The sequence below is a fragment of the Methylomonas koyamae genome (genome assembly GCF_001644025.1).
In the GTDB taxonomy this organism is placed as follows: Bacteria; Pseudomonadota; Gammaproteobacteria; order Methylococcales; family Methylomonadaceae; genus Methylomonas; species Methylomonas koyamae_A.
This window is the reverse complement of sequence record NZ_LUUK01000196.1, coordinates 1-25,637: the sequence shown is the minus strand read 5'-3', so window position 1 is coordinate 25,637 and position 25,637 is coordinate 1. Positions and strand designations below refer to the sequence as shown.

General features: G+C 57.4%; 24 protein-coding genes. 20 read left to right on the top strand and 4 right to left on the bottom strand.

Annotated features, from left to right (window positions below; all coding sequences use genetic code 11):
- Positions 1-50: 50 nt before the first annotated feature.
- The 4 genes from rnr to A1355_RS18685 are packed head-to-tail and all read left to right on the top strand — an operon-like array spanning position 51 to position 4,694.
- Positions 51-2,378 carry a ribonuclease R gene (rnr, locus tag A1355_RS18700; RefSeq protein ID WP_064030795.1) on the top strand — a complete coding sequence of 776 codons (2,328 nt, stop codon included), beginning with the start codon at positions 51-53 and terminating at the stop codon, positions 2,376-2,378.
- On the top strand, positions 2,375-3,118 hold the full coding sequence (gene rlmB / locus A1355_RS18695; RefSeq protein ID WP_064030794.1) for a 23S rRNA (guanosine(2251)-2'-O)-methyltransferase RlmB: 744 nt from the start codon (positions 2,375-2,377) through the stop codon (positions 3,116-3,118). Before rnr ends, rlmB begins: the two co-directional genes overlap by 4 nt.
- A 4-nt stretch (positions 3,119-3,122) precedes the next feature.
- On the top strand, positions 3,123-3,401 hold the full coding sequence (locus tag A1355_RS18690; RefSeq protein WP_064030793.1) for a c-type cytochrome: 279 nt from the start codon (positions 3,123-3,125) through the stop codon (positions 3,399-3,401).
- Positions 3,402-4,694, top strand: coding sequence for an NAD(P)/FAD-dependent oxidoreductase (locus tag A1355_RS18685; RefSeq protein WP_064030792.1), 1,293 nt, complete (start codon positions 3,402-3,404; stop codon positions 4,692-4,694).
- 621 nt (positions 4,695-5,315) lie between these two features.
- On the opposite strand, the gene trxB is transcribed toward A1355_RS18685, so the two are convergent.
- A complete protein-coding gene (trxB, locus tag A1355_RS18680) occupies positions 5,316-6,272 on the bottom strand; it encodes a thioredoxin-disulfide reductase (RefSeq protein ID WP_064030885.1) in 957 nt (318 codons plus the stop codon).
- A 299-nt stretch (positions 6,273-6,571) separates the two neighbouring features.
- Here trxB and A1355_RS18675 point away from each other — a divergent pair, with 299 nt between their 5' ends.
- The 4 genes from A1355_RS18675 (at position 6,572) to A1355_RS18660 (ending at position 10,333) form a co-directional block, all read left to right on the top strand.
- Entirely contained in the window at positions 6,572-8,884 is a 2,313-nt protein-coding gene (locus A1355_RS18675) for a DNA translocase FtsK (RefSeq protein WP_064030791.1), read from the top strand.
- Positions 8,881-9,069 (top strand): hypothetical protein, encoded by a 189-nt coding sequence (locus A1355_RS18670; protein ID WP_064030790.1) that lies wholly within the window; start codon positions 8,881-8,883, stop codon positions 9,067-9,069. The genes A1355_RS18675 and A1355_RS18670 overlap by 4 nt, the downstream gene beginning before the upstream one ends.
- Before the next feature lie 168 nt (positions 9,070-9,237).
- Positions 9,238-9,507, top strand: a complete 270-nt coding sequence (locus A1355_RS18665) for a SemiSWEET transporter (protein ID WP_064030789.1) — start codon at positions 9,238-9,240, stop codon at positions 9,505-9,507.
- Between the two features lie 19 nt (positions 9,508-9,526).
- Positions 9,527-10,333 (top strand): GntR family transcriptional regulator, encoded by an 807-nt coding sequence (locus tag A1355_RS18660; RefSeq protein ID WP_197471849.1) that lies wholly within the window; start codon positions 9,527-9,529, stop codon positions 10,331-10,333.
- Here the strand turns inward: A1355_RS18660 and A1355_RS18655 are convergent.
- Positions 10,313-11,275: a ribokinase gene (locus A1355_RS18655; RefSeq protein WP_197471848.1), complete on the bottom strand. Its 963-nt coding sequence runs from the start codon at positions 11,273-11,275 to the stop codon at positions 10,313-10,315. The genes A1355_RS18660 and A1355_RS18655 overlap by 21 nt on opposite strands.
- Positions 11,276-11,496: 221 nt before the next feature.
- On the opposite strand from A1355_RS18655, the gene A1355_RS18650 reads away from it, so the two are divergent.
- The 10 genes from A1355_RS18650 (at position 11,497) to kdpE (ending at position 21,739) form a co-directional block, all read left to right on the top strand.
- Entirely contained in the window at positions 11,497-12,285 is a 789-nt protein-coding gene (locus A1355_RS18650; RefSeq protein WP_157197949.1) for a hypothetical protein, read from the top strand.
- Between the two features lie 79 nt (positions 12,286-12,364).
- Entirely contained in the window at positions 12,365-13,207 is an 843-nt protein-coding gene (locus tag A1355_RS18645; RefSeq protein ID WP_064030787.1) for a hypothetical protein, read from the top strand.
- A 177-nt stretch (positions 13,208-13,384) separates the two neighbouring features.
- Positions 13,385-13,921 carry a cob(I)yrinic acid a,c-diamide adenosyltransferase gene (cobO, locus tag A1355_RS18640; RefSeq protein WP_064030786.1) on the top strand — a complete coding sequence of 179 codons (537 nt, stop codon included), beginning with the start codon at positions 13,385-13,387 and terminating at the stop codon, positions 13,919-13,921.
- Positions 13,922-13,988: 67 nt separating this feature from the next.
- On the top strand, positions 13,989-14,399 hold the full coding sequence (locus A1355_RS18635) for a ketosteroid isomerase-related protein (protein WP_064030785.1): 411 nt from the start codon (positions 13,989-13,991) through the stop codon (positions 14,397-14,399).
- A 104-nt stretch (positions 14,400-14,503) separates the two neighbouring features.
- The gene (locus A1355_RS18630; protein ID WP_064030784.1) at positions 14,504-14,866 is read left to right on the top strand and encodes a hypothetical protein; all 363 of its coding nucleotides are present in this window, start codon (positions 14,504-14,506) and stop codon (positions 14,864-14,866) included.
- 255 nt (positions 14,867-15,121) lie between these two features.
- Positions 15,122-16,105: an ABC transporter ATP-binding protein gene (locus tag A1355_RS18625; protein WP_064030783.1), complete on the top strand. Its 984-nt coding sequence runs from the start codon at positions 15,122-15,124 to the stop codon at positions 16,103-16,105.
- The gene (locus A1355_RS18620; RefSeq protein ID WP_064030782.1) at positions 16,102-16,863 is read left to right on the top strand and encodes an ABC transporter permease; all 762 of its coding nucleotides are present in this window, start codon (positions 16,102-16,104) and stop codon (positions 16,861-16,863) included. Before A1355_RS18625 ends, A1355_RS18620 begins: the two co-directional genes overlap by 4 nt.
- Before the next feature lie 173 nt (positions 16,864-17,036).
- The gene (locus A1355_RS18615; protein ID WP_064030781.1) at positions 17,037-18,113 is read left to right on the top strand and encodes a radical SAM protein; all 1,077 of its coding nucleotides are present in this window, start codon (positions 17,037-17,039) and stop codon (positions 18,111-18,113) included.
- Between the two features lie 167 nt (positions 18,114-18,280).
- Complete coding sequence (locus tag A1355_RS18610) at positions 18,281-21,019, top strand: sensor histidine kinase (protein WP_064030780.1); 2,739 nt, start codon at positions 18,281-18,283, stop codon at positions 21,017-21,019.
- A gap of 24 nt (positions 21,020-21,043) precedes the next feature.
- Positions 21,044-21,739 carry a two-component system response regulator KdpE gene (kdpE, locus tag A1355_RS18605; protein WP_064030779.1) on the top strand — a complete coding sequence of 232 codons (696 nt, stop codon included), beginning with the start codon at positions 21,044-21,046 and terminating at the stop codon, positions 21,737-21,739.
- Between the two features lie 174 nt (positions 21,740-21,913).
- Here kdpE and A1355_RS18600 read toward each other — a convergent pair whose 3' ends face one another.
- Together A1355_RS18600 and A1355_RS18595 are read right to left on the bottom strand one after the other, a co-directional pair.
- Complete coding sequence (locus A1355_RS18600; RefSeq protein WP_064030778.1) at positions 21,914-22,297, bottom strand: NifB/NifX family molybdenum-iron cluster-binding protein; 384 nt, start codon at positions 22,295-22,297, stop codon at positions 21,914-21,916.
- Between the two features lie 159 nt (positions 22,298-22,456).
- Positions 22,457-23,605: a GNAT family N-acetyltransferase gene (locus A1355_RS18595; RefSeq protein WP_064030777.1), complete on the bottom strand. Its 1,149-nt coding sequence runs from the start codon at positions 23,603-23,605 to the stop codon at positions 22,457-22,459.
- 648 nt (positions 23,606-24,253) lie between these two features.
- On the opposite strand from A1355_RS18595, the gene A1355_RS18590 reads away from it, so the two are divergent.
- Together A1355_RS18590 and A1355_RS25805 are read left to right on the top strand one after the other, a co-directional pair.
- On the top strand, positions 24,254-24,556 hold the full coding sequence (locus A1355_RS18590; RefSeq protein WP_064030776.1) for a hypothetical protein: 303 nt from the start codon (positions 24,254-24,256) through the stop codon (positions 24,554-24,556).
- 79 nt (positions 24,557-24,635) lie between these two features.
- Entirely contained in the window at positions 24,636-24,770 is a 135-nt protein-coding gene (locus tag A1355_RS25805) for a transposase domain-containing protein (RefSeq protein WP_231883724.1), read from the top strand.
- Positions 24,771-25,637: the final 867 nt, after the last annotated feature.

The following is a 25,637-nucleotide window of genomic DNA, read 5'->3' as shown; positions in this document are numbered from 1 at the left end:
GCCCCATGCGCGACCCCGGCCGCATGACCCGACACCGAAACGACTAATCAATGACATCCAATTCCGATCAGCCCACTGATTCCAAAACGTTCGTCGATCCTTACGCCGAGCGCGAAGCCGAAAAATACGAACATCCCATTCCCAGCCGCGAACTGATACTGCAGCTGGTTCAGCAAACCGGCAAGCCGTTGCGGCGTCAACAAATCGCTCAACAATTCGGGTTAGAGTCCGCCGACGCTCTCGAAGCCCTGCGCCGGCGCTTGCGCGCGATGGAACGCGACGGCCAGTTGGTATTCAACAGCCGGCAAAAATACATGATCGGCAACGGTCAAAACTTGATTAACGGGCGGGTACTCGGTCATCCCGAGGGTTTCGGCTTTCTGAAACCGGAAGACGGCAGCGACGATTTGTTTTTGTCGCCCAGGGAAATGAAGCCGCTGATGCACAACGACAGGGTCGCGGTTAGGGTAACCGGCATCGATCGCAAGGGCCGCCGCGAAGCCGCCGTCGTCGAGATTCTGGAGCGCAATACCCACCAAGTGGTCGGCCGGTTCTTCACCGAGGGGCGCGTCGCTTACGTCGTGCCGGATAACAAGAAAATCATTCACGAGGTCCTGATCGCCAAGGAGGATGTCGGTGGCGCCAAAAACGGCCAGATCGTCGTCGCCGAAATCGTCCAGCAACCCAGCGCGCACTACCAGCCCTTGGGGCGGGTCGTCGAAGTGTTGGGCATGCATATGGCACCCGGCATGGAAATCGAAATGGCGATCCGTTCGCACGAGCTACCCAACCATTGGCCGGAGGCTTTGCTGGCCGAGATTGGCGGCTTGCAGGCGGAAGTGCCGGAATCGGCCAAGCAGGGCAGGGAAGACGTCCGCCACCTGCCGTTGGTGACGATAGACGGCGAGGACGCCCGCGATTTCGACGACGCGGTGTATGCCCAAAAAACCAAGAAAGGCTGGAAGTTATTGGTGGCGATCGCCGACGTATCGCACTACGTCAAGGTGGGTACCGCGCTGGACGACGAAGCCAAAAACCGCAGCACCTCGGTGTATTTCCCGGAAAAAGTCATCCCGATGCTGCCGGAGATTTTGTCCAACGGCTTGTGTTCGCTGAATCCCAAGGTGGATCGGCTATGCATGGTTTGCGAGTTGCTGATCGGCGAGGACGGCCTAGTGGTGCGTTCGCGGTTTTTCGAGGCCGTGATGCGTTCCCATGCCCGGCTAACCTACAGCGAAGTCGCAAAAATACTGGTCGACGGCGATCAAAAACTGGCCAAGAAATACGCGGATTTGGTGCCGCATCTGCAAACGCTGTACAGCCTGTACCAGGCCATGCGCCGGCAACGGGAACTGCGCGGGGCGATGGATTTCGACACCCAGGAAACCAAGATCGTGTTCGGGCCCGAGCGCAAAATCGCCGAGATCGTGCCGCTGGTCCGCAACGACGCGCATAAATTGATCGAAGAATTCATGATTACCGCCAACACCGCGGCGGCCAAATTCCTAACCCGCAAAAAGTTGCCGCGCCTGCTGAGGATACACGACGGCCCAGGCCCAGAGAAATTACTAGCGCTGAAGACCTTTTTGAACGAGCTGGGTTTGCATCTCGGCGGCCACGCTCAACCGACCCCGCTGGATTACATGCACTTGCTGGAATCGGTGGCCGGCCGCACGGATGCCCATCTGATCCAGACCATCTTGCTGCGCTCGATGTCGCAAGCGGTGTACAGCCCGGAAACCAAGGGCCATTTCGGCCTGGCGCTGGACGCTTACGCGCATTTCACGTCGCCGATCCGCCGTTATCCGGATTTGCTGGTGCACCGGGCGATACGCCACGCACTGGCCGGCAAGGCGCCGGATAGCTTTGCGTACAATTACTCCGACATGATGGCCTTGGGCGAGCATTGTTCCGCTAACGAGCGCCGGGCCGACGACGCCACACGCGACGTGATTAGTTGGTTGAAGTGCGAGTACATGATGGACAAGATCGGCGAGGAATTCGCCGGAGTGATTTCGTCGGTCACCGGTTTTGGGTTTTTCGTCGAATTGCAGACCGTTTACGTCGAAGGCCTGGTGCATATCGCCTCCTTGCACAACGACTATTTCCAGTTCGATTCCGGCAAGCATCAGCTTTACGGCGAACGAACCGGCGTGCGCTATCGGCTGGGCGACGCGGTGCGCATCCGTGTGGTACGGGTCAATTTGGACGACAAAAAGATCGACTTCGAATTGATTCAGGCCGGCAAGAAGGCCGAGAACGCCAAACCCAAAAAGGCCAAATCCAGCAAAGCCAAAACGACCGAGGGCAAGGGCAAGTCCGCCAAGTCCGAACCCGCCAAAAAATCTACCCGATCCAGACGGCGCCGTAAATCATGAGTTTGACTCAGCTTTTCGGCGTGCACGCCGTGCAGGCCGCCTTGGAACATTCTCCAGACAAAATCCGCCGCGCCTGGATCGACGGCCAACGCCAGGATGCCCGCTTGAAACCGCTGCTCGACGCCTTGGCGGAGTTGGGTGTCAATCCCGAGAAAACCGAGCGCAAAAAGCTGGAGCGGATGGCCGACGGCAAAAATCACCAAGGCATCGTGGTCGCGGTCGAATTGCCGGCGATGCGCAGCGAAGATCAGCTAAAACAGGATTTCGACGCGCTGACCGAAACGCCGTTTTATTTGATTTTGGATCAAGTCCAGGACCCGCATAATCTCGGAGCGTGCTTGCGTACCGCCGACGCGGTGGGCGTGCATGGCGTAGTCGTTACCAAGGACAATGCCGCCGGCATCACGCCGACCGTGTGCAAGGTAGCCAGCGGCGCGGCCGAGACGGTGCCGGTCTATCAGGTCACCAATCTGGCTCGGGTGCTACGTTGGTTCAAGGACCAAAATGTCTGGATCATGGGCGCGGCTGGCGAAGCCGAACAAACCGTCTACCAGATGAAACTGGATATGCCGCTGGCTTTGGTGATGGGCGCGGAAGGCAGCGGCCTGCGCCATCTGACCCGCCAGCATTGCGACTTTCTGGTAAAGATACCGATGGTGGGCCAAGTGGAAAGCCTGAATGTATCGGTCGCGACCGGCGTGTTGCTGTACGAGGTTTTCCGGCAAAAAGCCGCGAACTAAGCGAATGCGGGCGGCTGTCGGCTTACTGCTGCTAGTGTTGACCACCGCCGCGCGCGCCGATTTCGCCGCCGAGGCGATCGCCGCCAATTGCACGATTTGCCATGCGCGAGAGGATGGCGACGCCGGCATGCCCGCGCTGGCGGACCAGTCGGCCGCACAACTTCGCCAGTCTTTATTGGATTTCAAATACGACCGCAAAACCGCGACCTTGATGAATCGGATCGCCAAAGGCTACAGTGACGCCGAATTAGCGGTGGTGGCCGATTACCTGGGAAAACGCTAGATGGCGGACTGGTCGCGCCGACGATTTCTGCGAACCGGTGCCGTCGCGACGGCCGGCTCGCTGAGCGCCTGTCAAACATGGACGATCGGCGGCGCGGCAAGGGCGCATGTCGTGGTCGTGGGCGGCGGCTTTGCCGGCGCCACCGCCGCCAAATTCATTCGTTGCTACGACCCGACGATCGACGTCACCTTAATCGAACCCAAATCCGCTTACATCACCTGTCCGGCCAGCAACTGGACTTTGGCCGGACTGTTGAAACCGGCGCGGTTGCAAGTCGATTATCGGGCCTTGGTCGATGATTACCAAGTTCGCCTGATCGGTGACCGAGTGGCCGCGATCGACGCCGACCGGCGTAAACTGGTGCTGGCCGATGGCGATAGCTTGCGCTACGACCGGCTGGTGTTGGCGCCCGGCATCGATTTCGACTGGCAAGCCATCGCTGGTTACGATGCCGAAATGGCCGAGCGTTTTCCGCACGCCTGGCAAGCCGGCCCTCAGACCGAATTGTTGATTCGCCAAATCCAGGCGATGCCCGACGGCGGCCGGGTGCTGATTTGCGCGCCGCCCGATCCCTACCGCTGTCCGCCAGGACCCTACGAGCGAGCCAGCCTGATCGCGTTCTGGCTGAAGCAATACAAGCCGCGCGCCAAGGTGGTGATACTCGATCCCAAGCCGAGCTTCTCCAAACAAAAATTGTTCGAATCCGGCTGGCGGCGGCATTTCGGCTACGGCACGCCGGCCGCCAGCATCGAGTGGCTGTCGATCGCCAACAATCCGGTGGTGCGCTTGGAGGCCGCCGGCCGAGCGGTGGTCACCGATTTCGGCGACCGCTTTACCGGCGACGTGCTGAACATCATTCCGCCGCAACGCGCCGGCCGCATCGCCGCCCAAGCCGGCTTGACCGACGGCGGCGGCTGGTGCCCGGTCGATCCCTGGACCAGCCGTTCGCGCTTCAACGAATTCATTCACGTAATCGGCGATGCCGCCGATTACGCGCCGATACCCAAGTCAGCGTTCGCCGCCAATTCCGAAGCCAAGGTCTGCGCGCGCGCCGTGGTCGATTTGCTGAAGGGCCGCCCGCCACCCGAGCCGCATTGGCTGAACACCTGCTACAGCCTGATCGCGCCGGACCACGGCATTTCGGTGGCGATGGTATACCGGCTAAACGCCGGCCGGATTGCCCCGGTGCCCGGCGCTGGCGGCGTCAGTGCCGATAGCCCCGCAGCCGCCGCATTGGAAGCCGGCTATGCCGTCGCGGCCTACCGCAACCTCAGAAAGGACAGTTTCGAGTGAGCAGGGTGCTTGATCGCTCAACGGTTTTGGCTGCACGACCGCCAACGTGATGAAACCGACGCCGTTTACCTCGGACACGCCGTTACTCCTTTACTGGTTAACATCGCCAACAACGTCAGTTACCGCGACTGAATGTAATCGCATTGATGCCGGCGATTCGCTATTTTTGCGAAAGATTTTTCGGGCATCCTGGGTCGAAAAATCAGGTAAAAATGACGCGACCGCTTAGGCCTGCGACGGTCTAGATTCGTTCGCGTCGCGTCGTTTCGACCCAGCAAGGGGGCGAAACATAGGTTCTCGCATGACTTGACGGCGTGTCGCGATGCCTTTCAGGTTTCATTGCGAAAACCCGCCTGACGCTACGCCTATTGAGAACTAAAAATCTCTACTTCGCCTTCGCTCCGTTTCCAAGATTTTCAGCGAATGATTTGCTGCTGCCAGCGGTAATCCCAAAATGTGCGACAGCCTGTAGTTACGTTGCCATTTTCGGCCTGTCCCCATGATACCAGTCGCCAATAATGCCAGGGTGTAGTGGTCTTCGGGCGCCTAAGGCGGAGGCCAAGTTCCGGCTATCCCTGCCGGAACGGTGTGCTTTTCAAAGCGGGGCGATCGGAAGTGGCTTTAACCGGTTAGTTCGTCCAGGTACTTTTCGGCATCCAGCGCGGCCATGCAGCCGGCACCGGCCGAGGTGATTGCTTGTTTGTAGTGCGAATCCATCACGTCGCCGGCCGCGAATACGCCCGGCACGTTGGTCGCGGTGGCGTTGCCGTGGATGCCGCTCTTGACGACGATGTAGCCGTGGTCCATCTCCAGTTGACCGGTAAAGATGTCGGTATTCGGCGTATGGCCGATCGCGATGAATACGCCGTGTACGTCGATATCTTTGGTGCTGCCGTCGGCCGTGCTTTTGATGCGAATGCCGGTGACGCCCATGTCGTCGCCCAGGACTTCGTCGAGCTGGTAATTCCATTCGATTTTGACGTTGCCGGATTTGGATTTCTCGATCAGTTTGTCCGACAGAATTTTCTCGGAGCGGAACTTGTCGCGACGGTGAACCACGATCACTTCCGAGGCGATGTTGGCCAGATACAAGGCTTCCTCGACCGCGGTATTGCCGCCGCCGATCACCGCGACCGGTTTGTTGCGGTAGAAGAAACCGTCGCAGGTCGCGCAGGCCGAGACGCCGCGGCCCTTGAAGTCTTCCTCGGACGGCAGGCCCAAATATTTTGCAGAGGCGCCGGTGGCGACGATCAGTGCGTCGCAGGTGTAAACGCCGGAGTCGCCGGTCAGCGTGTACGGTTTTTTCGACAGGTCGGCGGTGTGGATGTGGTCGAAGATCACTTCGGTATTAAAGCGTTCGGCATGGCGCAGCATCCGGTCCATCAATTCCGGTCCTTGCACGCCGTCTACGTCGCCGGGCCAGTTGTCGACCTCGGTGGTCGTGGTTAGCTGGCCGCCTTGTTGCATGCCGGTGATCATCACCGGATTCAGGTTGGCGCGGGCGGCGTAGACGGCGGCGGTGTAGCCGGCGGGGCCTGAGCCCAGGATTAACAATTTGCAATGTTTGGCTTCGGCCATGTTAACGGTCTCCATTGAGTCGGGTGAGGGATGATCGGATTATAAGGGTTATTGGCAGGTGGCGAAACCGCGGTTTTGCTGGGTTTGTGGCGGGCGGAACCGACGCGGGGTCAGCGGCGGCTATCGGCCGTTAGGTTTTCGCGAAACTCGGCGTATACTGAAATCGCTCGGAGAGACTTCCGCGTGGTTAGTCCGTTTCGGGGCCGATTGCTTGGGGCGGTTGCGGGCAATCTAATGTGGTCTCGACGTTTATCATCTATAATCCTGTTTTGGGACGCTTTTATTGAGAGCTTTTAGTCATGGTTGCCGTTGTTGAAGAAAAAGCCGCGCGAGGTTATCGCGAAATCGCCTTGCTGGGCTGCACCAGTTGCGCGTTGTTTTTCCTGATTGCACTATTGACGTTTAGTTCCAACGATCCCGGCTGGAGCCACAGCACGTCTTATCAACAAATCGCCAATGCCTGCGGCCTATTCGGCGCGTGGTTGGCCGATTTCGTGTTGAGTTTTCTCGGCTTGATGGCCTACCTGATTCCGGTGATGATTTTTTGGTACGGATTCATACTGTTTCACGGCGGCAAACAGCAGCCGGGCGGCCAGTGGCTGATTGCGATGCGCTGGAGCGGGTTTCTGGCGACAATGCTGTCCGGTTCGGCGATTTTATTCTTGCATCTACATTTTCTGCGCACCAAGGTCGATCTGCCGGAAAGTCCCGGCGGCATTCTGGGCAGGGAAATCGGCGACGCGCTGGTGCATCTGCTAGGCAATTCCGGTTCGACCTTGTTGTTGCTGGCGATCTTCATGACCGGGGTGACCCTGTTCACCGGCTTGTCCTGGCTGATGATGATGACCTTGATCGGCAAGGGCGCGATGACCGCTTGTTCGGTGGTGGGCCGTCAGGCGGTGGCCGCGCCCGGCCGTTATCGCGGCGAACGGCCGGCGACCGAGCGTCCGGAGCGTCCGGAAATTCAGCGCAAAGCCAAACCAGCCGACGCCGGCAAAGCCGAAGAACGTACCGCCCGCAAACCGCAGATTCAGGTGGTCGAAACTCCGCCTAGCGCGCCAGCGGCCGTCAAGCCGGCCCGCCGCAAGGACGCCAAGCCGCTGGAGAATTACGAACCCAGCGAGTTTTTGAACGCCTTGCCGCCGCTATCCTTGCTGGAAAAACGCGACATCAAGGTTAAGCGCTATTCCAAAGTCGAGTTGGAAGAAATTTCCCGCCAGGTCGAAGATGTATTGCAGGATTACGGCATCGCCGCCGAGGTCGAGGCCGTGTTGCCCGGCCCGGTGATTACCCGTTTCGAACTGCGTTTGGCGGCCGGCGTTAAGGTCAGCCGGATCAGCAGTCTGGCCAAGGACTTGGCGCGTGGCCTGTCGGTGACCAGCGTGCGTATCGTCGAAGTGATCGAGGGCAAGTCGGTGATCGGCTTGGAGATTCCGAATCAGGAACGCGAGATGGTGTCATTGCGCGATTTGCTGGTGTCCGACGAATTCGACCGAGCTAAATCCAAATTGACGCTGGCGATGGGTAAGGATATTTCCGGCACGCCGGTGGTCGCCGATTTGGGCAAAATGCCGCATGCGCTGGTGGCCGGTACCACCGGTTCCGGTAAGTCGGTGGCGATCAATACGATGATTTTGAGCCTGGTCTACAAAGCCAAGCCGGAAGATGTGCGCTTGATTATGATCGACCCGAAAATGCTGGAATTGTCGGTTTACGAAGGCATTCCGCATTTGTTGACGCCGGTCGTCACCGATATGAAGGACGCCCAAAATGCATTGCGTTGGGCCGTGGCCGAGATGGAGCGCCGTTACAAATTGATGTCCAAGGTCGGCGTGCGCAATTTGGCCGGCTACAACCATGCGGTTCGGGAAGCCGATGCCGCCGGCCAACCATTGCGCGATCCGCTGTTTTACCCGCAAACGCCGATTCCGGCCGACGATTATCCGTTATTGACCACCTTGCCCAGCATCGTCATCGTCATTGACGAGCTGGCCGATATGATGATGGTGGTCGGTAAAAAGGTCGAGGAATTGATCGCCAGGCTGGCGCAAAAAGCTCGGGCCGCCGGTATTCATTTGATTCTGGCGACTCAAAGGCCGTCGGTGGACGTGTTGACCGGCTTGATCAAGGCCAACGTGCCGACCCGGATCTCGTTCCAGGTGTCGTCGCGGATCGATTCGCGGACCATCATCGACCAAGGCGGCGCCGAAGCCTTGCTGGGTAACGGCGACATGCTGTTCCTGCCGTCGGGTACCAGCATTCCGCTGCGGGCGCACGGCGCCTTCGTCGACGACCACGAAGTCCATGCCGTCGTCGAGTTTTTGAAGAAAACCGGGCCGACCAATTATCTGGACGAAATCACCCAGGAACGCACCGACAGCGGCGAAATCGCCGGCGAGGGCGGCGAGGGCGGCGAAACCGATCCGCTGTACGACGAAGCGGTGGCTTTCGTTACCGATTCGCGCAAGGCGTCGATTTCCAGCGTGCAACGCCGCTTCAAAATCGGTTACAACCGGGCGGCGCGGATTATCGAGGAGATGGAAAACGCCGGCGTGGTGACGCCGCCGGAAACCAACGGTAGCCGCGAAGTGCTGGCGCCGCCGCCGCGATGAGTCCCGCCATCGCCGGCTTTCTGGGCGTGGCCGGCTTTGCCGGTTTGGCGGGCTGGTTGATTGTCCGGCGCAAATCCGTCGAAACCCCAGTTAAAGTCATGATGTTTTTCGGCTATTTCTGGTTGGTGGCGTTTTCGCTACTGGTGCTGCTGGCCGGTGCTTATTATCTCCGGGAATATCTGTAGTATTTTGCACGACCGGTTTTCAGTTCCTTTTCCGGCCGCCCATTTAAATTCAAGACCGTGGCCGCAGTGTTCGCGGTTTAAATTTACGCCCGAGTTTGTCTGTCCGTCGAAGGATTCAAGCCGCGTTTTCCAACCAACACTCCACTAAGTTCTCAACCGTAAGTTTCCATGGCATTTTCTTACGAATTCATCGGCTATTTGGCCGCGATGCTAACCACGCTGTCGTTTTTACCGCAAGCGATCATGACGATCAAAACCCGCGATACCGGTTCGCTATCGCTGGGCATGTACAGTATGTTCACGCTGGGGGTATTGATGTGGTTGATCTATGGTTTGTACTTGCGCAATGTGGCGATTATTGCCGCCAATGCGGTGACCTTAGTCTTGGCGGCGTCGATATTGTTGGTCAAAGTGCAAAACCTGCTAGGCAAACGCTAAGTATCGGGAGGCTCGAACGGTGGCAATCGCGTCCGACGGCATCAGTACCGGTTCTTTGGCCGCCAACGACAGTGCGGCCTTCATCGAGAAAATTCGTCCGAATGCCGGCGTATCGGAGCCGGTATACAAGCAATTGCAAAAACGCATCGCCGACATGATTCAGTCCGGCGAATTGGAAGACGGCTTCAGTTTGCCGTCCGAGCGCGCGTTGGCCGAAGCCTTGGCGCTGAGTCGGACCACGGTCAGACGCTGCTATGAAGAATTGCGGGCGCAGGATCGCATCGCCAGCCACGGCCGTTCCGGCGCCAAAGTCAAGGCGCCGGCGCGCATCAATCCGGAGATGGGGAAGTTGAAAGGCTTTACCGAGGAAATGCGCGAGCTCGGGATCACGCCATCCACCCAAATCCTGGAGCACCGGGTCGTTGTCGATCGGACCATCGCCTCGCTATTCAATCGGCCGGCATCGGCGCGGTTTCTACGTTTGGTACGGGTGCGCCTCGGCGACGGCATGCCGCTGTCGCGCGAAGTGGCCTGGTACGATTTAACCGTGGCGCCGGCGCTGGCCGATTGGGATGGCGAAGGTTCAGCCTACCAGTATTTGGAGTCCGTTTGCGATTTGGGTTTGGTGCATGCCGAGCAAACCATTGAGGCGGTGCTTTGCGACGACGTCGAAGCAGCGGTGTTCGGGTTCGCCGAGCCGGCACCCTGTTTGCTGTTGAAACGGAAAACCCACGCCGACAACGGCCAGATCGTTGAATATGTCGAAGGCACTTTTCGCGGCGACGCCTACACCTATCGGGTCAATCTAAAAATTCGGCCGGACTAATTGGTTTATTGGTATCGGATTGGTCGCAATAAAGCGCTCGATCTGAGCGCCGGTCGGCAAACTCTTCAGGACGCCTGGGCGGGCCGCGACCCAAGCGCCGCACGCGCTAGCCTTTAACAGCGCGTCCTCCGCCCGATGCGTTTCCAACCAACCGATCGCCAATCCGGCATTGAAGGCGTCGCCGGCTCCGGTGGTATCCGCTGCAACGATAGGCCAGGCCGCTTGCCGGCAGACGCGGCCGTCACTCAAAGCCACGCAACCCTGGTCACCTAAGGTGACGATCAGCAATTTGCCGGACCAGCCGATTCGTTTTGCCCTGGTCGCCAATTCAAGTAGGCATTGCGCCGGCTCTATCCCGTCATTGTTGAGATTAAACAAATGGGCGGCTTCGGTTTGGTTCAGCACCAGAATGTCGGTCAACGCCAATATTTCAGGATCCAGCGCTCGCCACGGTGACGGATTCAACATCGTTGCCATGCCGCGTTGGCGGGCGATTTCGAATCCCGCGCGGATCGGCGCGTCCTGAATTTCGAATTGGGCATACATCAACGCCAAACCGGGCAGGGCGACGATGGCTTGCCGGACATGGCCGGCGTCCAACAGCGCGTTGGCGCCGGGATAGACCGCTAGAAAATTCTCGCCGCTCGGGCCGATAAAGCCCACGCCAAATCCGGATTGGTCACCAATCCGCAATAGCCAGTCCACATTCATGCCTTCGGCCATCAAGCATCGCGACGCGCTGTCCGCTGCTGCGTCGCGCCCTAGCGGCAGTAGCAGACTTACTTCGGCGCCGAGTCTATGTAAGCCGACGCCGACGTTGAAACCCTTGCCGCCGTGTTCGGAAAGCAAGCTCTCGGCCGCCAGGGATTCGCCGGGCGCCGGCAAATGTTCGACGTTCAGGCAATGGGCCTGGACGTAACTGCCTAACACCAGGATGGACACGCTTACTCCCCAGCAGCAAAAGAATCCATGAAATATTACCGGATCGAAATCAATAATCCACGATTGACACCGAAATTTGTAACTGGTATTTCTATGGTATCTAAAATAGATACCAAATTGAGTGATAAAGTCGCGACGATATGCCAAATTCGTAGCGCTTGATCGCGGTAGTGGCTTTTCGCTTCCATTCAACCGTTAACGGTTATACCAAGGGCAATACGATGAGACTCAAACAGACCGTACTCGCAATTTCCATCCTGAGTTTGATGGCATTCAATCACGGCGCCGCGGCCGGCAGCGCCAGCTCGACCGCGGAGGTAAGCGTGGACTGGCGTAGTTTTCGCGTGACGTCCGGCACCGATGTCAACGCCGGAATCGCTTGGTACGACAGGTCGTCACGCGTCGATACTCGCCTGGACACCCCTTACGGCGATGGCACCTATTCATCCGATTGGGTGACGCCGTTAACCAGCCTGCAAACAGGGAGCGGGATTCGTTCCCTGATCTCGAAAGCCGATGTCGATCCGGACTTGCTGCATGCCTATTCCCAGGACAGCGATCCGGCCTATGGCGACGCGGTGACGACCGAGAGCTATCGCACCGGCAGTTTCACCGGGTCCGGAACGGGGGCGACCACCTTTTCGGTCGATTACAGCATGAGTATCGGCTTGGTGCCGGGCAGCGAGATGAATGACGTAGCGGCGGCTTGGGTGTTGCTGGTGGTCAACGATTTCGGCGACCCCAACCAGGCTATGTCCAGCCGTAAGGATCTATTCCTGAACGCCAATCTGGTCGGACAAGTGCCGACCCAGGCGTCGGGGACCTTATCGGTCACCCTACCGACCACGAGTATCGGCCGCATCTCCTTTAAGGTGACTAGCCACGCCTATGCGAACGTCTCGGGCGTTTCTCAAGTGCCGCTACCGGCCTCGGCCTGGTTGTTCGGATCGGCACTATTGGCGCCGGGCTGGCTTCGTCTCCGGCAGCGTTCAACATCCGTGCGGATTTGATGCACCCGAAATCCTTACTCGCATACGCCTTGTCGGCCATCCCATCTCCAATTACTAACCATCAATACCGAGGTAATTTATGAATCGCTTTGTGCTTTTGTTGCCGTTGTGCGCCCCATTCGTTTACGCGCCGGCCGCTAATGCCTACAACACTTCGTTAACCGTGACGGCTAGCGCCAACGCCGCCTATGGCAGCCCGTCCTACGATTCCGACTTCAAGGTGATAGATAACGTTAACGGCCCCTCCGCGTACGCGGTGGATGCGCTGTATCAAGTACCCGATCCGAGGAGCGGTCCAGGCTCGAACCTTGAAACGTATCGCTCGTCCGCCAGCGGCTTCGTCAGCGCCGGTATCTTGAAAGCCACCGCCAACGCCAGCGCGACCGCGTATGCCGCCAATGTCGCCAGCGGTAGCAGCAAGGTATCGTTTTCCGATCACTTTAGCGTGGCGGGACCGAGCGGCCGCAATATCGATTTGACCTTGACGTATCTGGTATCCGGGGGATTGTCCGGTTCGGCGACCGCTCGCGGCAGCGTCCAACTCGGTACCGGCGATAGCATCTCGTTCTCCGAGAATGGATACACGCCGCGCAGTTTCAACTGCTCTTGGACGCCGTCTTGCACCGGCGTCGCGACGTTTTCGGTGCCGGTGAATACGTTGATTTCGCTGGATGCCTTCCTGGAAGTGGGCGCGAGCGCCAGCAGCTACTTCAAACCCACGGCGACCCAATCGTCCGCCAATTTCGGGAGCACCGGATTGGTGTATTTGGGGATTGCCGACAATCGTTATCAGTTGCTGACCGACAGCGGATACGGTTATGCGCCGGTGCCGCTACCGGCCGCGGTTTGGCTGTTTGCCGGCGGATTGGCGCTATTCGGAACCTTGGTCAGCGACAAACGACGAGTCACCCAGGCACTTTAGAGCGCCGGCGGTCGCTGGCTAGATGGGTTTCTCTGTCGGATGTTTGGCGTTGGTTTTGTTCGGTTTCCATTCGTGAGCAGCTCAAGCGTTAGCCGGTAGCTTAGTCCGTCCCGCGCCGTTTAATTGTTACAATGCACGTGAACCCTGGCGTCGCCGGGAGATCACGAAGCAGAGACCATGAAAACCAGAGATAGAAGACAGGGTGTGGTGTTGGTCCACACCGGCGAGGGCAAGGGCAAATCCTCCAGCGCGTTCGGGATGGTGTTCCGCGCGGCCGGTTGGGGCATGAAGGTTTGCGTGATTCAATTCATCAAGGGCCAATGGCAGACCGGAGAGCAACGCGCGGCCGAACGTTTCGACAATATCGAGTGGCACGCGTTGGGCGACGGCTTCACCTGGGATACCAAAAATCCGGAGCAGGACATCAAGACTAGCCGCGACATTTGGGAATTCGCCAAGCAAAAAATCCTTTCGGAAGAGTTCGATTTGGTCATTCTCGACGAAATCAATTATTGCTGCGGCTACGGCTGGATCGGCGGCCCGGAAATCGCCGATTTCATAAAAAACCAAAAACCGGCTTGGCTGCATTTGGTGTTGACCGGCCGCAACGCGGCCCCGGAAGTGATTGCGGTCGCCAATACCGTCACTGAAATGACTCGTATCAAGCATGCTTACGAAACCGGCATCAAAGCCGAGCAGGGCGTCGAATTTTAAGCTGAAAAAAAAGCGGTTTTCTGGCAGAATCGCCGGCTTTTCAACACCTTTCCCGACGGGTAATGCCATGCAAAAGCAAGCGATCGAATTGATTCAGAACTACTACCAAGCGTTCAACAATGGCGACATGGACCGCTTTCTGAGCCTGCTGACCGACGATGTCGTGCATGACATCAACCAAGGCGATCGCGAAACAGGTAAGGAAGCCTTCGGTCAGTTCATGCAAAAAATGAATCACCACTATAAAGAGCAACTGGTGGACATGGTGGTGATGGCCAATGAAACGGGTACCCGCGGCGCGGCCGAGTTCGTCGTTTTGGGCGAATACCTGAACACCGACGAAGGTCTGCCGGAAGCCAACGGCCAGACCTATCGCTTGCCGGCCGGCGCATTTTTCGACATTCGCGACGGTAAGGTCGCCCGTATCACCAACTACTATAACCTGGGCAATTGGATAGAACAGGTCGACCCGCAATAACGGCGGTCGACTTCGATTGCCGCTGCCAGCCATTTAGCATAGAATCCGAAGGGCAATACTTCGGATTCGCCGAAAATAATTACAATAGAGAGAGGAGAGCTACAATGGGTGAGACACAGAAATTGATGATCGCTATGGTAGGCGTATTCGTGGTCGGCTTCATATTGGTCGGCGTCAGCAAGGATCAATCCAACGAAGAAAAAGAGGCGGCGGCGCAAATCCGCGCCCTGGTGGCGATGCAGGAAATGGCCAACCAAAAATGCCCGAAACTGATCGAGAACAAAACCGGCACGCAAGTGTTCTTTCCGTCCAAGACCTCCACGGATAAGGCTACTTACGTGACGATGGAATGGGTCGGCGAGAAAGACTCCAATTTTAAAACCGCGTCCTGCACCTTGCACTTGTCGCTGGGCGGCGTTTCCAAGCTGATTATCGACGACCAAGTCTTGATCGACAAAAAACTCTGATTCGTAACGTTGGCTGTCGAGCGCCGCTCGACGGCCAACATCATCGTTCCGCTTGTCTCTCGATGAGTTGCGGTCTGTTTTCTTCCCAAGCCGCGCCGGTTGCGGTGCGAATCGTCAGGCAGCCTAAGGTGTTGAATTAGCTGCAACCTCTTCCTTCGATCTGATCGGTAGACCGCCGCTTCGCTAAATTGCCGGAACCCGGAAGCGGAATCACTGGTCGATTGCCTTCCCAACCACTTTCCATCGAACCGATCCATGCCACGGACCTTGCCCAACATCCCGCCGCCGGAAGCCCAGTCCACCAACGTTATCGTGGCCGTGCGCGGCGTCAATAAAGTCTATGCCGGGGGTTTTCAAGCCTTAAAGAATGTCGATCTGGATATCCGCCGCGGCGAAATATTCGCGTTGCTCGGTCCGAACGGGGCCGGCAAAACCACGCTGATCGGCATCATTTGCGGTATCGTTAAAGCCTCGGCCGGCAGCGTCGTCGCCGACGGTCACGATATCGCCCGCGATTATCGGGCGGCGCGGGCCAGCATTGGCCTGGTGCCGCAAGAACTGCATACCGATGCGTTCGAGTCGGTGTGGGCCACGGTCTCCTTCAGTCGCGGCTTGTTCGGCAAGCCGCCCGACCCCGGCTACATAGAAAAGATCTTGCGCGATCTGTCGTTGTGGGATAAGCGCAACGAAAAAATCATGGCCCTGTCCGGTGGCATGAAGCGGCGGGTGCTGATCGCCAAGGCGCTGTCCCACGAACCGTCGATTCTGTTTCTGGACGAGCCTAGCGCTGGCGTCGATGTCGAGCTCAGGCACGATATGTGGCGCATGGTGCGCGCATTGCGCGAGCGCGGCACCACTATCATTTTGACCACCCATTACATCGAAGAGGCCGAAGACATGGCCGACCGCATTGGTGTTATCAGCAAGGGCGAACTGATCGTGGTCGAGGATAAAGCCGTCTTGATGCGCAAGCTCGGCAAAAAACAATTGACGTTAACGCTACGCTTGCCGATAGACGAGCTTCCCGCCGGCTTGAGTCACTGGCCGCTGGAAATCGCCGAGAGCGGCTTGGCTTTGGTTTACAGCTTCGATAGTCAGACCGAGGAGACCGGGATTGCCGAACTGCTCAACGCGTTGGCCGAGCACGGCATCGAATTCAGGGATCTGCGCTCCAGCGAAAGCTCGCTGGAAGATATCTTCGTCAGTCTGGTTCACCAGCCCAAGGAGGCTAGCGCATGAACGTTTACGGCATTCGCGCGATTTACCGTTTTGAAATGGCGCGCACGTTTCGCACACTGGCCCAGAGCGTCGCCGCGCCGGTGCTCACCACGTCGCTGTACTTCATCGTGTTCGGCAAGGCGATCGCGTCGCGGATGGGCGACATCGACAGCGTCAGTTACGCTGCCTTCATCATTCCGGGTCTGGTGATGCTGAATTTGCTGAACGAGAGCATTTCCAACGCTTCATTCGGTATTTTCATGCCTAAATGGGCGGGTACGATTTACGAATTGCTGTCGGCGCCGGTGTCCTGGATCGAAGTATTGCTCGGCTACGTCGGCGCGGCAGCGACCAAATCGGTGATGCTGGGTTTGCTGATTTTGGCGACGGCCCGTTGTTTCGTGCCTTACGACATCGCTCATCCGCTGTGGATGGTCGGATTTCTGTTACTGACGGCGATTACCTTTAGCTTGTTCGGCTTTATCATCGGTCTGTGGGCCGACAGTTTTCAGAAACTGCAAGTGGTGCCGATGTTGGTCGTCACGCCGTTGACCTTTCTGGGCGGCGCGTTTTACTCGATTAACATGCTGCCGCCGCTGTGGCAGAAGATTTCCTTGTTCAACCCCGTGGTCTACTTGATCAGCGGTTTTCGCTGGAGTTTCTATGGTGTTGCCGACCTTAACGTCGGCGTCAGTATCGGAATGATTTGCGGTTTACTGGTGATTTGTCTGAGCTTCGTCTGGTGGGTCTTCAAGAGCGGCTACAAAATCAGACATTAATCGCGGGGGCGAGATACGCCGGATGTAGGCTGAAAATAGCGAGTTTGTCTTAAACAAGTTATAGTCTGTGGTGAATCCGCTGGGGCGTTAGATGCGCGTTTGGCGACACGCATCTCTCGGTCCCGCTGGCGGCTCGTGCCATTTGCCGGTCGGTTCAAATTGGAGCTTGAACGATGAAAACGACCTCGCTGGCCCATATGGCCGTCAAACACGGTTATAACCACTTGGCCGAGGCCTTGTACCTTAGCAGCGGCGCCGATTTGACCAAGCCCGTCAGCTTCTACGCGTTGATCAACGAACGCTGCAACGTGAAGTGTCGCTATTGCAAGTTTTGGCGTTTGCCCGAGTACAAACCGGAAATGACGATTGAACAATGGCAAACCGCCTTGCTGAGTATTCGGGCGTTCGTCGGCACCTACTCCATCAACTTCAGCGGCGGCGAACCCTTCTTAAAGCCGGGCTTTCTGGACTTGATGGATTTCTGCCGCAAAAACGGGATTCACAGTGGCGTAACCACTAACGGATCGACGCTGAACCGGAAGAACGCCGCCCGGTTGGTGGAAACCCAGCCGTTCAATTTGAATATCTCCTGCGACGCGCCGAGTGCGGAACTGCACGACTACTTGCGCGGCTATCCCTCGCTATTCGAGAGGTTGGTCAACGGTATTCGATACGTTCGCGATGCCCGCGACAAGGCCGGGCTGAATTTTCCTATCGTCATTAAAACCACGGTGAATGCCAAAAACTTCCGCTTGTTGCCGGAAATGGTGAAATGGACCCAAGAAGTCGGCGCAACCGCGCTGAACCTTCAGCCCTTGGATCGCTGGACCCCGGAAACCTACGACGAACTGTGGATCGAAGAATCAGACTGGCCGGAACTCGAGCGGGTGCAGAACACGCTGATCGCGCTCAAGCGTGCCGGAGAACCGATCATGAACAGCGAAACGGTCATCAACCAGATGGTCAAACATTTTCGCGAGGAAAAAGCGCCACCCGAGGCCATGCCTTGCCGAGTCGGTATGCGCGACTTTTTTATTCGGACCAATGGCGATGTCCAAACCTGCTTCTACTTCCCGGTGATCGGAAATTTGACGCAACAGAGCGCCGAGCAGATCTGGCGCGGTCCGGCGGCCCGTGACATTCGGAAGGAAACCATCGCTTGCCAGAAGTTATGCCTACATACCTGTCTTAGTCAAAAGACGCTGCGCGATAAGGTGAAGATGGGCTTGATTTTGCTCCGTGGGCGCTGAGGCAACGCTATTTAGTTCGCGCTTTTCCCGCCGCTGCTTCGATATGGGTGGGGATTGCGCGGATGGCCCGCCGTTCACAGCTTACCGCGTGAATCTTTACGGCATTTTTATCCGCTAGTCCGTACACTGATTGCTGTCTCCCAAATCAAGATCCGCTACATTTTCAAATGAATCCAGAACGCCCGGATCCCGACCAATTGCTGGCCCGCGTTGCTCGGGACCGGGCCAAGGCCAAGCGAGGCCGATTGAAGATATTCTTCGGCGCGGCGGCCGGAGTTGGCAAGACTTACGCGATGCTGTTGGCGGCCAGGGAGCGGCGCGCGGAGCAGTTGGATGTGATCGTCGGCTTGGTGGAAAGCCACGGCCGTAAGGAAACCGAGGCCTTGCTGGACGGCTTGGAGTGTTTGCCGACCCGGCCGGTACCATACAAGGGCGCGGTTCTGCGCGAGTTCGATATCGACGCGGCCCTGAAGCGGCGACCGGCCATCATTCTGGTCGACGAGCTGGCCCACACCAACGCGCCCGGTTCCCGCCATCCGAAACGTTGGCAGGACATTCATGAATTGCTGGAAGCCGGCATCGACGTCTACACCGCGTTGAACGTGCAGCATCTGGAAAGCCTGAACGACGACATCGGTCAGATTTCCGGGATTCGGGTTTGGGAAACCGTGCCGGACACGGTATTCGAAGATGCCGACGAAGTCGAACTGGTGGATTTACCGCCGGACGAGCTATTGCTCCGATTGAAGGAAGGCAAAATTTATCTGCCGCAACAAGCGCAACAGGCAATACAGCATTTTTTCCGCAAAGGCAATTTGATTGCGTTGCGCGAACTGGCGCTCCGCCAGACCGCGAGCCGAGTCGATGCGCAGATGCTGGATTACCGAGAAGACAATGCGATCCGCGAAGTCTGGCAGGTTGGCGAGCGCTTGCTGGTGTGCATAGGGCCCAATCCGTTGGCCGAACGGCTGGTACGGGCCGGCAAGCGCCTCGCGGCCGGGTTGCGAGCCGAATGGATCGTCGCTTACGTCGAGACGCCCGAGCTGGCCCGGCTGCCGGCGGTCAAGCGTGACGGGGTGTTGCGGATCTTGCGACTGGCCGAGCAGTTGGGCGCGGAAACCGTCACGCTCAGTGCGCCGGCAATGAGCGAGGCGATCATCCGCTTTGCCCGGGAACGCAATATCAACAAAATCGTGGTGGGCAAGCCCAGTCGGCGCGGTTGGCGGCGCTGGTTATTGGGTTCGGTTGTCGATGTGTTGATCGCTCAAGCCCACAATATCAATATTTATTTGTTGGGTAGTCCGCGTCGCGGCGAGATGGATGCGCCGGAAGCCGAACCGTCGCTGTTCAGAAAAAGCCCGCTGCCGGGACTCAAGCAGCGCATCCCGGCCAAGACGCGCCGGCGCTATCTGGGTTACGCCTGGGCGGTCGGCGTGACGGCGTTCAGTACCGCGGTCGGTTATTTATTGTTCGGCAGCGTCGAACTGGCAAACTTGGTCATGGTGTTTCTATTGGGGGTAGTGTTCGTTGCCACGCGCTTCGGCCGGGGACCATCGATTTTGGCGTCGGTGCTGGGTGTCGGCGTATTCGATATTTTGTTCGTTCAACCGTTTTACAGTTTTTCGGTATCGGACAGCCAATATTTGATTACTTTGCTGGCGATGCTGGTGGTCGGCATCGTGATCAGCAATCTGATGGTCAATGTGCGTTCGCAGGCTAAGGTGGCGGCGCACCGGGAACGGCGGGCGGCGGCCTTATATGCGATGAGCAAGGAACTCTCCGGCGCCCAGAACGAAGCGGATGTCGTCAAAATCGCGGTCCGCCAGTTGTATTCCGAATTCAGCAGCCGCAACGCGATTTTGTTTGCCAACGCAGAGGATAGAATCGAGCATCCGCGCGGCGCGGCATTGGCGGAGTCTCTGCCGGGCGCCGATCTGGGCATCGCGCAGTGGGTCTTCGATCACAACGAAATGGCCGGACAGGGCACCAACACCTTGGCCGGCGCCGAGGCGATTTATTTTCCGATTCAAAACGACGATAAAGTCGTCGGCGTGCTGGCGATGCGGCCGGTCAATCTGCGGCGGGTGTTTTTGCCGGAGCAGCAGAAGTTGCTGGAAACCTTTTTACGCCAAATCGGCCAATCCGTGGCCCGCATTCGCTTCGCGGAAACGGCCCGCGTGACCCTGTTGCAAGTCGAGGCCGAACGTTTGCGCAACTCCTTGCTGAGCGCGATTTCCCACGATTTGCGCACGCCGCTGGCGACTATCATCGGCTCCGCGACCACATTGGCCGAAGACGCCGGCCAGTTGCAGCCGTCGGATAAATTGGAATTAAGCCGGGCCATCGTCGACGAAGCCGAACGGATGTCGACTTTGGTTAACAATATCCTGGACATGGCGCGCCTGGATTCCGGCGTACTGGAACTGAACAGGCAATGGCATCCGTTAGAGGAAGTCGTCGGCACCGCATTGACCGTGCTGCAAAAACGCCTGGCCGGCAGACCGGTGCGGGTATCGCTGCCGGCCGGTATTCCGATGGTTTACGCCGATGCGGTGATGATCGAGCAAGTGTTGATCAATCTGCTGGAAAACGCGGCGCGCTATACGCCGGTGGGTAGCGATTTGGATATCCGCGTGGAAACCAGCGATCAGGCTGTCGAGCTCAGCGTCGCCGATCGTGGGCCCGGTATTCCGGCCGGCAAGGAAGAGCGGCTGTTCGAAAAGTTCTTCCAGGTTCGCCACGAAGCCGCCCAGAGCGGAGCCGGCTTGGGTTTGGCGATTTGTCGAGCCATCGTCGAAGTCCATGGCGGCCGGATTTTCGCCCGCAATCGGTCTGGCGGCGGCGCGATTTTTACCTTTATACTGCCGCTGGACCAACCACCGCCCAGCCTGGAGTTAGAAGAATGATGGTCGAAGCGACCGTAAGCCGGCATGGCTAAAATCGAGCCGGTCATCATCGTCGTCGAGGACGATCCGTCGATACGGCGGTTTTTGCGCACCGGTTTGACCACGCACGGTTTCGCGGTGTTCGAGGCCGAGACCGGCAAGCAAGGCCTGGTCGAGGCTGGCGTGCGCAAGCCGGATCTATTGATTTTGGACCTGGGCCTGCCGGATATGGACGGGGTTGACGTGATTCGCTCTTTGCGGGCTTGGTCGGCGGTGCCTATCATCGTATTGTCGGCGCGCAGCAACGAGCAACACAAGATCGACGCGTTGGACGCCGGCGCCGACGATTATCTGACCAAACCCTTCGGTTTCGGCGAGTTGCTGGCCAGGATTCGAGTCGCGCTCAGACACGCTAATCGCGGCGCGGAAGGTGCCGGCGAAGCAGTGTTTACGGCCGGCAACCTGCGGGTGGATTTGCAAAACCGTCTGGTTAGCGTCGCGGACGAGGACGTGCATCTGACGCCTATTCAGTACCGTTTACTGGCGGTATTGATCAAGCATGCCGGTAAAGTTCTGACTCATCGGCAGATATTAAAAGAGGTTTGGGGACCGTCCTCTCAAGAAAACGCGCATTACTTACGGATCTACATGAGTCAATTGCGCCAAAAACTGGAGGCCGATCCCACTCAGCCGCAACATCTGTTAACCGAATCGGGCGTCGGCTACCGATTCAAAGTTTGACGGTGAGCGATTCCGGCGCGGGCTAGCGACGCCAGCCCCAGCGGCCGCCGGCAATCCGGGCGGATTCGAGTGATGCGGACCCGGCCCGCGAATGCAATAAGCCATGTTTTTTCCGCGATGGCTTTGCAAGTCGCGGCGTGCTGGCGGCCAGCGGGGCGGTTTGCAATCGCCGGCTCAATGGTTATCTTTCAGGCAATGTTGTTCATCATGGGCCGGGCCTTCGCTCAGCGTGCCGGCCAGATAGGCTGCCAAGGCTTGATCGGGCGACGTCTCGCCGGTGGTAAGCAACTCGGTAGAGCGGGTCGCCAGATTGCGGATCACGCCGTCACCGGCCGATCCGGCAATCGCGATATCGACAGTATGCAAGGGATGGCGATTGCCGTCGCCACGCACATGCCATTCGTGCAGACTGCCGATGTCGGTCAAATCCAGCGTCCAGGCCAGGTCGGCGCGGGACTCCTTGGTAACGACGTAGACCAGCCAGCGCGACGCTCTGCCCGCGTGAGAAGCGACGCGGCCATCGGTGTCCACGGCGATGGCTATCAGTTTATCTGTCATAGTTTGAATGCCTCTGTTGATATCGAATCGAGTGCAACCATCGGAAAACGCACTCGGCGCACCTATTTCCCATAATAATTGCACGGTTAAAGGCAGTATCGCCGATTCGAATCTAAGCGGTCAATGGCTCGGCTAGCGAGGCTGGATCAGCGGGGAGGTTTACTGCCGATCCGGACCAGCGTGTTTGAACGGCAGATAGCCTTGGGCGGTGAGTTTGTAGCGCTGCATGCCGATCTTCTCCCGTTCCAGAAAACGTTCCACCGCGTCCGCGAAGCCGGGATCGCGCAGCCAATGGGCGGAATAGGTGGTAATCGGTTCGAAGCCTCTGGCAATCTTGTGTTCGCCCTGGGCGCCGGAATCGAAACGGCTCAGGCCGTTGGCGATGCAATAGTCGATGCCCTGGTAATAGCAGGCTTCGAAATGCAGTCCGCTGAATTCTTCGTCGCAACCCCAATAACGGCCGTATAAGGTATCGGCACCGATCAAGCTCAGCGCGGCGCCGACATAGCGGTCGCCGTTGATCGCCAGGATCAGCAATATTCGCTGCGGCATGGTCAGCGCGATTTCTCGAAAGAAATCCAGATTTAAATAGGGTTGCGAGTGGTGCTTGATGTAGGTCGCCGTGTAGAAGCGGTAAAAGGCTTGCCATTGCTCGTCGGTGATGTCGGCGCCGGCGACGCGTTGCATGACGATGCCTTGCTCTTCGACCTTACGGCGCTCGCGTTTGACCATCTTGCGCTTGGCGGCGGTCATCGTATCGAGAAAGTCGGAGAAATCGCGGTACTCGCGATTGAACCACTGAAATTGCACACCTTCTCGAATGCTCATGCCCAACGCACGCAATGTTTCGGCCTCGTCGGGCCGAGGGAACAAACAATGCCAGGAGGAGACGGCTTCCCGTTCGGCTCGGTCTTGCAGGTATTCAATCCAGCTTGTCAGCACCGTTTCGTTTCCGACACCGGGCGCTACGGCCCAACGCGGCCCTTGACAGGGCGTGAACGGAATCGAGGTCAACCATTTGGGATAATAGGCCAGCCCGTGGTGGCGATAGGCATCGGCCCACTGTTGGTCGAATACGTATTCGCCCCAGGAATGCGATTTGCGATACAGCGGCAACAAGCCGACCGGCCGGCCATTCTCCAGCGCCAACAAATGCTGCGGCCGCCAGCCTCCGCGCGGGCTAACCGAGCCGCTGTGTTCCAATGCCGTCAGAAACTCGTGGTATAAAAACGGGTAGCCGTCGCCGGTCAGTTCGTTCCAGACCGCCCGGTCGATGCGGTCCAGGTCGTCCAAGGGAATTACGTCCATTTTAAAATTGGTTTAGAAACTGACTGATGGTGAAAATGGCAAATGGCGTACGCCTTATGCATAAAAAACGGAGCCGGAATCTTACCGGGATAGTTCGGAGCGAATCGTAAAAAGGCCGTCCGACCCTGATACGGTTTGGGAAATCAGGTCGGGCGCGATCATTTCTACCTTCCGAATCGGGTTTGTCCAGCTGCTGTTTACAGTGCAGAGCAGACTGTCGTGGTTGAAACGATTGGCGCGATCGTCACCGTTGCTTGAATACTAAACCGATTCCAAGCCGCTTGCCAGCGGCTTCCAAGCCCGCGTTGCTAAAGCTGTTCTCGAGCCGTTCAAAAATTGGGCTTCGCGAACGGCTGGGCCGGTGGCCCGGCGGCCGAGCGCAGTGAATTCGGCCTTCTTGGCGGTGAATGCACAGCCGTTCGAGCAGATCGAATGCGAGCGGTTCAGACAGGGGTAGGTTCGGGGTAGCCAGAATGTCGAGACAGCCCGACTGGTTGGATGGCGAATCAAGCCCCTCCTCAAGTCCGTTTTCCGCAAAACAAGCAACCTAGGCATGGCTTGCCGTTAAGTTTGAGTTAAGAGCCCGATGCGATATTTTTCTCTAATAGAACCGAATTCAATTTTCTAACGATTAGAGGGATAAACCGAATGAAACAAAGTATCGAATTTGACTCGAATAATGCGTTTACTCAAGTCAGGTCAGCCATCGCGGAGTTAATGACGTTTTCTTTCGCGGATAGGGAAGATGACATGCTGTATGCGGTGAATAAATTAAAGTCGGTATTAAGAGCCGTGCATGATAATTATCAGTGCTGGAATCGCGACACGATACGCGAATTCGTGCTTTGTAAAAACGATCCGTTGAGATTCGTTGATTTGAATTCCGACCAGTTCAATGCCCGAGTCCGCAACATCCAGCAAGATATGATCGCTAAATTCTCGTTGAATTAAAATTCAAAATTTCTAGCCTCTGTTTGGTAAGCAGTCTATTAACAGCGTCTATATCAATAGGTCGAAAGAAGCGACGATAGTGCCCATTTATAATGAGGTGGACATCGAGCCGCGCATCTATCTTGTCGCGTTGTTCCGTCAATTGCCATTGGCAAAAAACATCGAAGACTTCGAAGCCCTGCTGCCTTGGCATCTCGTCAACCCAACGGTCTAATCAAGCTCGTACGGCTTTATTCAAAAAATCAACGACGTTGTTTAAAGGACGCTTACCATTAAACCACGCCATTTTCTTACAGCTCTAAAATCAGTGATCAGTTAGGGCTATCGGAATTTAGCTCGACGTCCCTAATCGATCGGTCCTAGACATTCTGAACCGAACTGCCCCGGCCGATGAATTGCACCGGTTCGGCGCATACGCGCTCGCCACTCCGAAAGGGAAAGAGACTGACTGGCCGAGGGTGCGCGCGGCCGCGAATCGGATGCGCGTCTTGGCGTTGGTTGTCCTCTAGCCGGCATTTTTACCGTTCCCGACGGAAAAATAAATGCTTAAAACGTCGCCGGGGTCATTCCCGGAACTTCCAGGGAGATTCCCGGACGCACCGCGAACCTGCCTGGAAAACCCAGGAAGGTTCCTAAAACACTTGGGGTCTACCCATCCGCCTTTGGGAACTCCCCAAACGCCAAAATAAACACCCCCAGCGTCGCCATGAACGTTCCCAAAGCCGTTTTCCGCGTTGATGACGCCGGGTTAAGCGTTCAATTTTCGGCTGGGAACGGCTATGCCGTGTCCGGGAACATGGCTGCTACAGTATTCGCCGCCGAATTGCCCGGCTCTTACGGATTATCCGTTGCCACTGAGTTCATTTGTAAACAAGCGGGTTGATTTGGTAATCTTGGTGGGCTGCTATCCGACCCGTTGCTGCCTGTCAACTAAAGTGATTCAATGACGGCCATATAACGGTTACCAGATCTCACCGATGATATACAGCTAACCAATCGGCTATTGCACAAATGAGCCTTTGTTCGGTGATATATGGGAACTACCCAATTATCAGTTGGGTAACTAGGGGCTGTTGCCGTT

What these genes read in the sequence shown, in the direction of transcription:
- A1355_RS18600 (WP_064030778.1), bottom strand. Translation starts at nt 22,297, where the DNA reads ATGACAGATAAACTGATAGCCATCGCCGTGGACACCGATGGCCGCGTC.
- A1355_RS18625 (WP_064030783.1), top strand. Translation starts at nt 15,122, where the DNA reads ATGCCACGGACCTTGCCCAACATCCCGCCGCCGGAAGCCCAGTCCACC.
- A1355_RS18670 (WP_064030790.1), top strand. Translation starts at nt 8,881, where the DNA reads ATGAGTCCCGCCATCGCCGGCTTTCTGGGCGTGGCCGGCTTTGCCGGT.
- A1355_RS18690 (WP_064030793.1), top strand. Translation starts at nt 3,123, where the DNA reads ATGCGGGCGGCTGTCGGCTTACTGCTGCTAGTGTTGACCACCGCCGCG.
- A1355_RS18685 (WP_064030792.1), top strand. Translation starts at nt 3,402, where the DNA reads ATGGCGGACTGGTCGCGCCGACGATTTCTGCGAACCGGTGCCGTCGCG.
- A1355_RS18675 (WP_064030791.1), top strand. Translation starts at nt 6,572, where the DNA reads ATGGTTGCCGTTGTTGAAGAAAAAGCCGCGCGAGGTTATCGCGAAATC.
- A1355_RS18620 (WP_064030782.1), top strand. Translation starts at nt 16,102, where the DNA reads ATGAACGTTTACGGCATTCGCGCGATTTACCGTTTTGAAATGGCGCGC.
- cobO (WP_064030786.1), top strand. Translation starts at nt 13,385, where the DNA reads ATGAAAACCAGAGATAGAAGACAGGGTGTGGTGTTGGTCCACACCGGC.
- A1355_RS18630 (WP_064030784.1), top strand. Translation starts at nt 14,504, where the DNA reads ATGGGTGAGACACAGAAATTGATGATCGCTATGGTAGGCGTATTCGTG.
- trxB (WP_064030885.1), bottom strand. Translation starts at nt 6,272, where the DNA reads ATGGCCGAAGCCAAACATTGCAAATTGTTAATCCTGGGCTCAGGCCCC.
- A1355_RS18645 (WP_064030787.1), top strand. Translation starts at nt 12,365, where the DNA reads ATGAATCGCTTTGTGCTTTTGTTGCCGTTGTGCGCCCCATTCGTTTAC.
- A1355_RS18615 (WP_064030781.1), top strand. Translation starts at nt 17,037, where the DNA reads ATGAAAACGACCTCGCTGGCCCATATGGCCGTCAAACACGGTTATAAC.
- kdpE (WP_064030779.1), top strand. Translation starts at nt 21,044, where the DNA reads ATGGCTAAAATCGAGCCGGTCATCATCGTCGTCGAGGACGATCCGTCG.
- A1355_RS18595 (WP_064030777.1), bottom strand. Translation starts at nt 23,605, where the DNA reads ATGGACGTAATTCCCTTGGACGACCTGGACCGCATCGACCGGGCGGTC.
- A1355_RS18635 (WP_064030785.1), top strand. Translation starts at nt 13,989, where the DNA reads ATGCAAAAGCAAGCGATCGAATTGATTCAGAACTACTACCAAGCGTTC.
- rnr (WP_064030795.1), top strand. Translation starts at nt 51, where the DNA reads ATGACATCCAATTCCGATCAGCCCACTGATTCCAAAACGTTCGTCGAT.
- A1355_RS18665 (WP_064030789.1), top strand. Translation starts at nt 9,238, where the DNA reads ATGGCATTTTCTTACGAATTCATCGGCTATTTGGCCGCGATGCTAACC.
- A1355_RS18590 (WP_064030776.1), top strand. Translation starts at nt 24,254, where the DNA reads ATGAAACAAAGTATCGAATTTGACTCGAATAATGCGTTTACTCAAGTC.
- rlmB (WP_064030794.1), top strand. Translation starts at nt 2,375, where the DNA reads ATGAGTTTGACTCAGCTTTTCGGCGTGCACGCCGTGCAGGCCGCCTTG.
- A1355_RS18650 (WP_157197949.1), top strand. Translation starts at nt 11,497, where the DNA reads ATGAGACTCAAACAGACCGTACTCGCAATTTCCATCCTGAGTTTGATG.
- A1355_RS18610 (WP_064030780.1), top strand. Translation starts at nt 18,281, where the DNA reads ATGAATCCAGAACGCCCGGATCCCGACCAATTGCTGGCCCGCGTTGCT.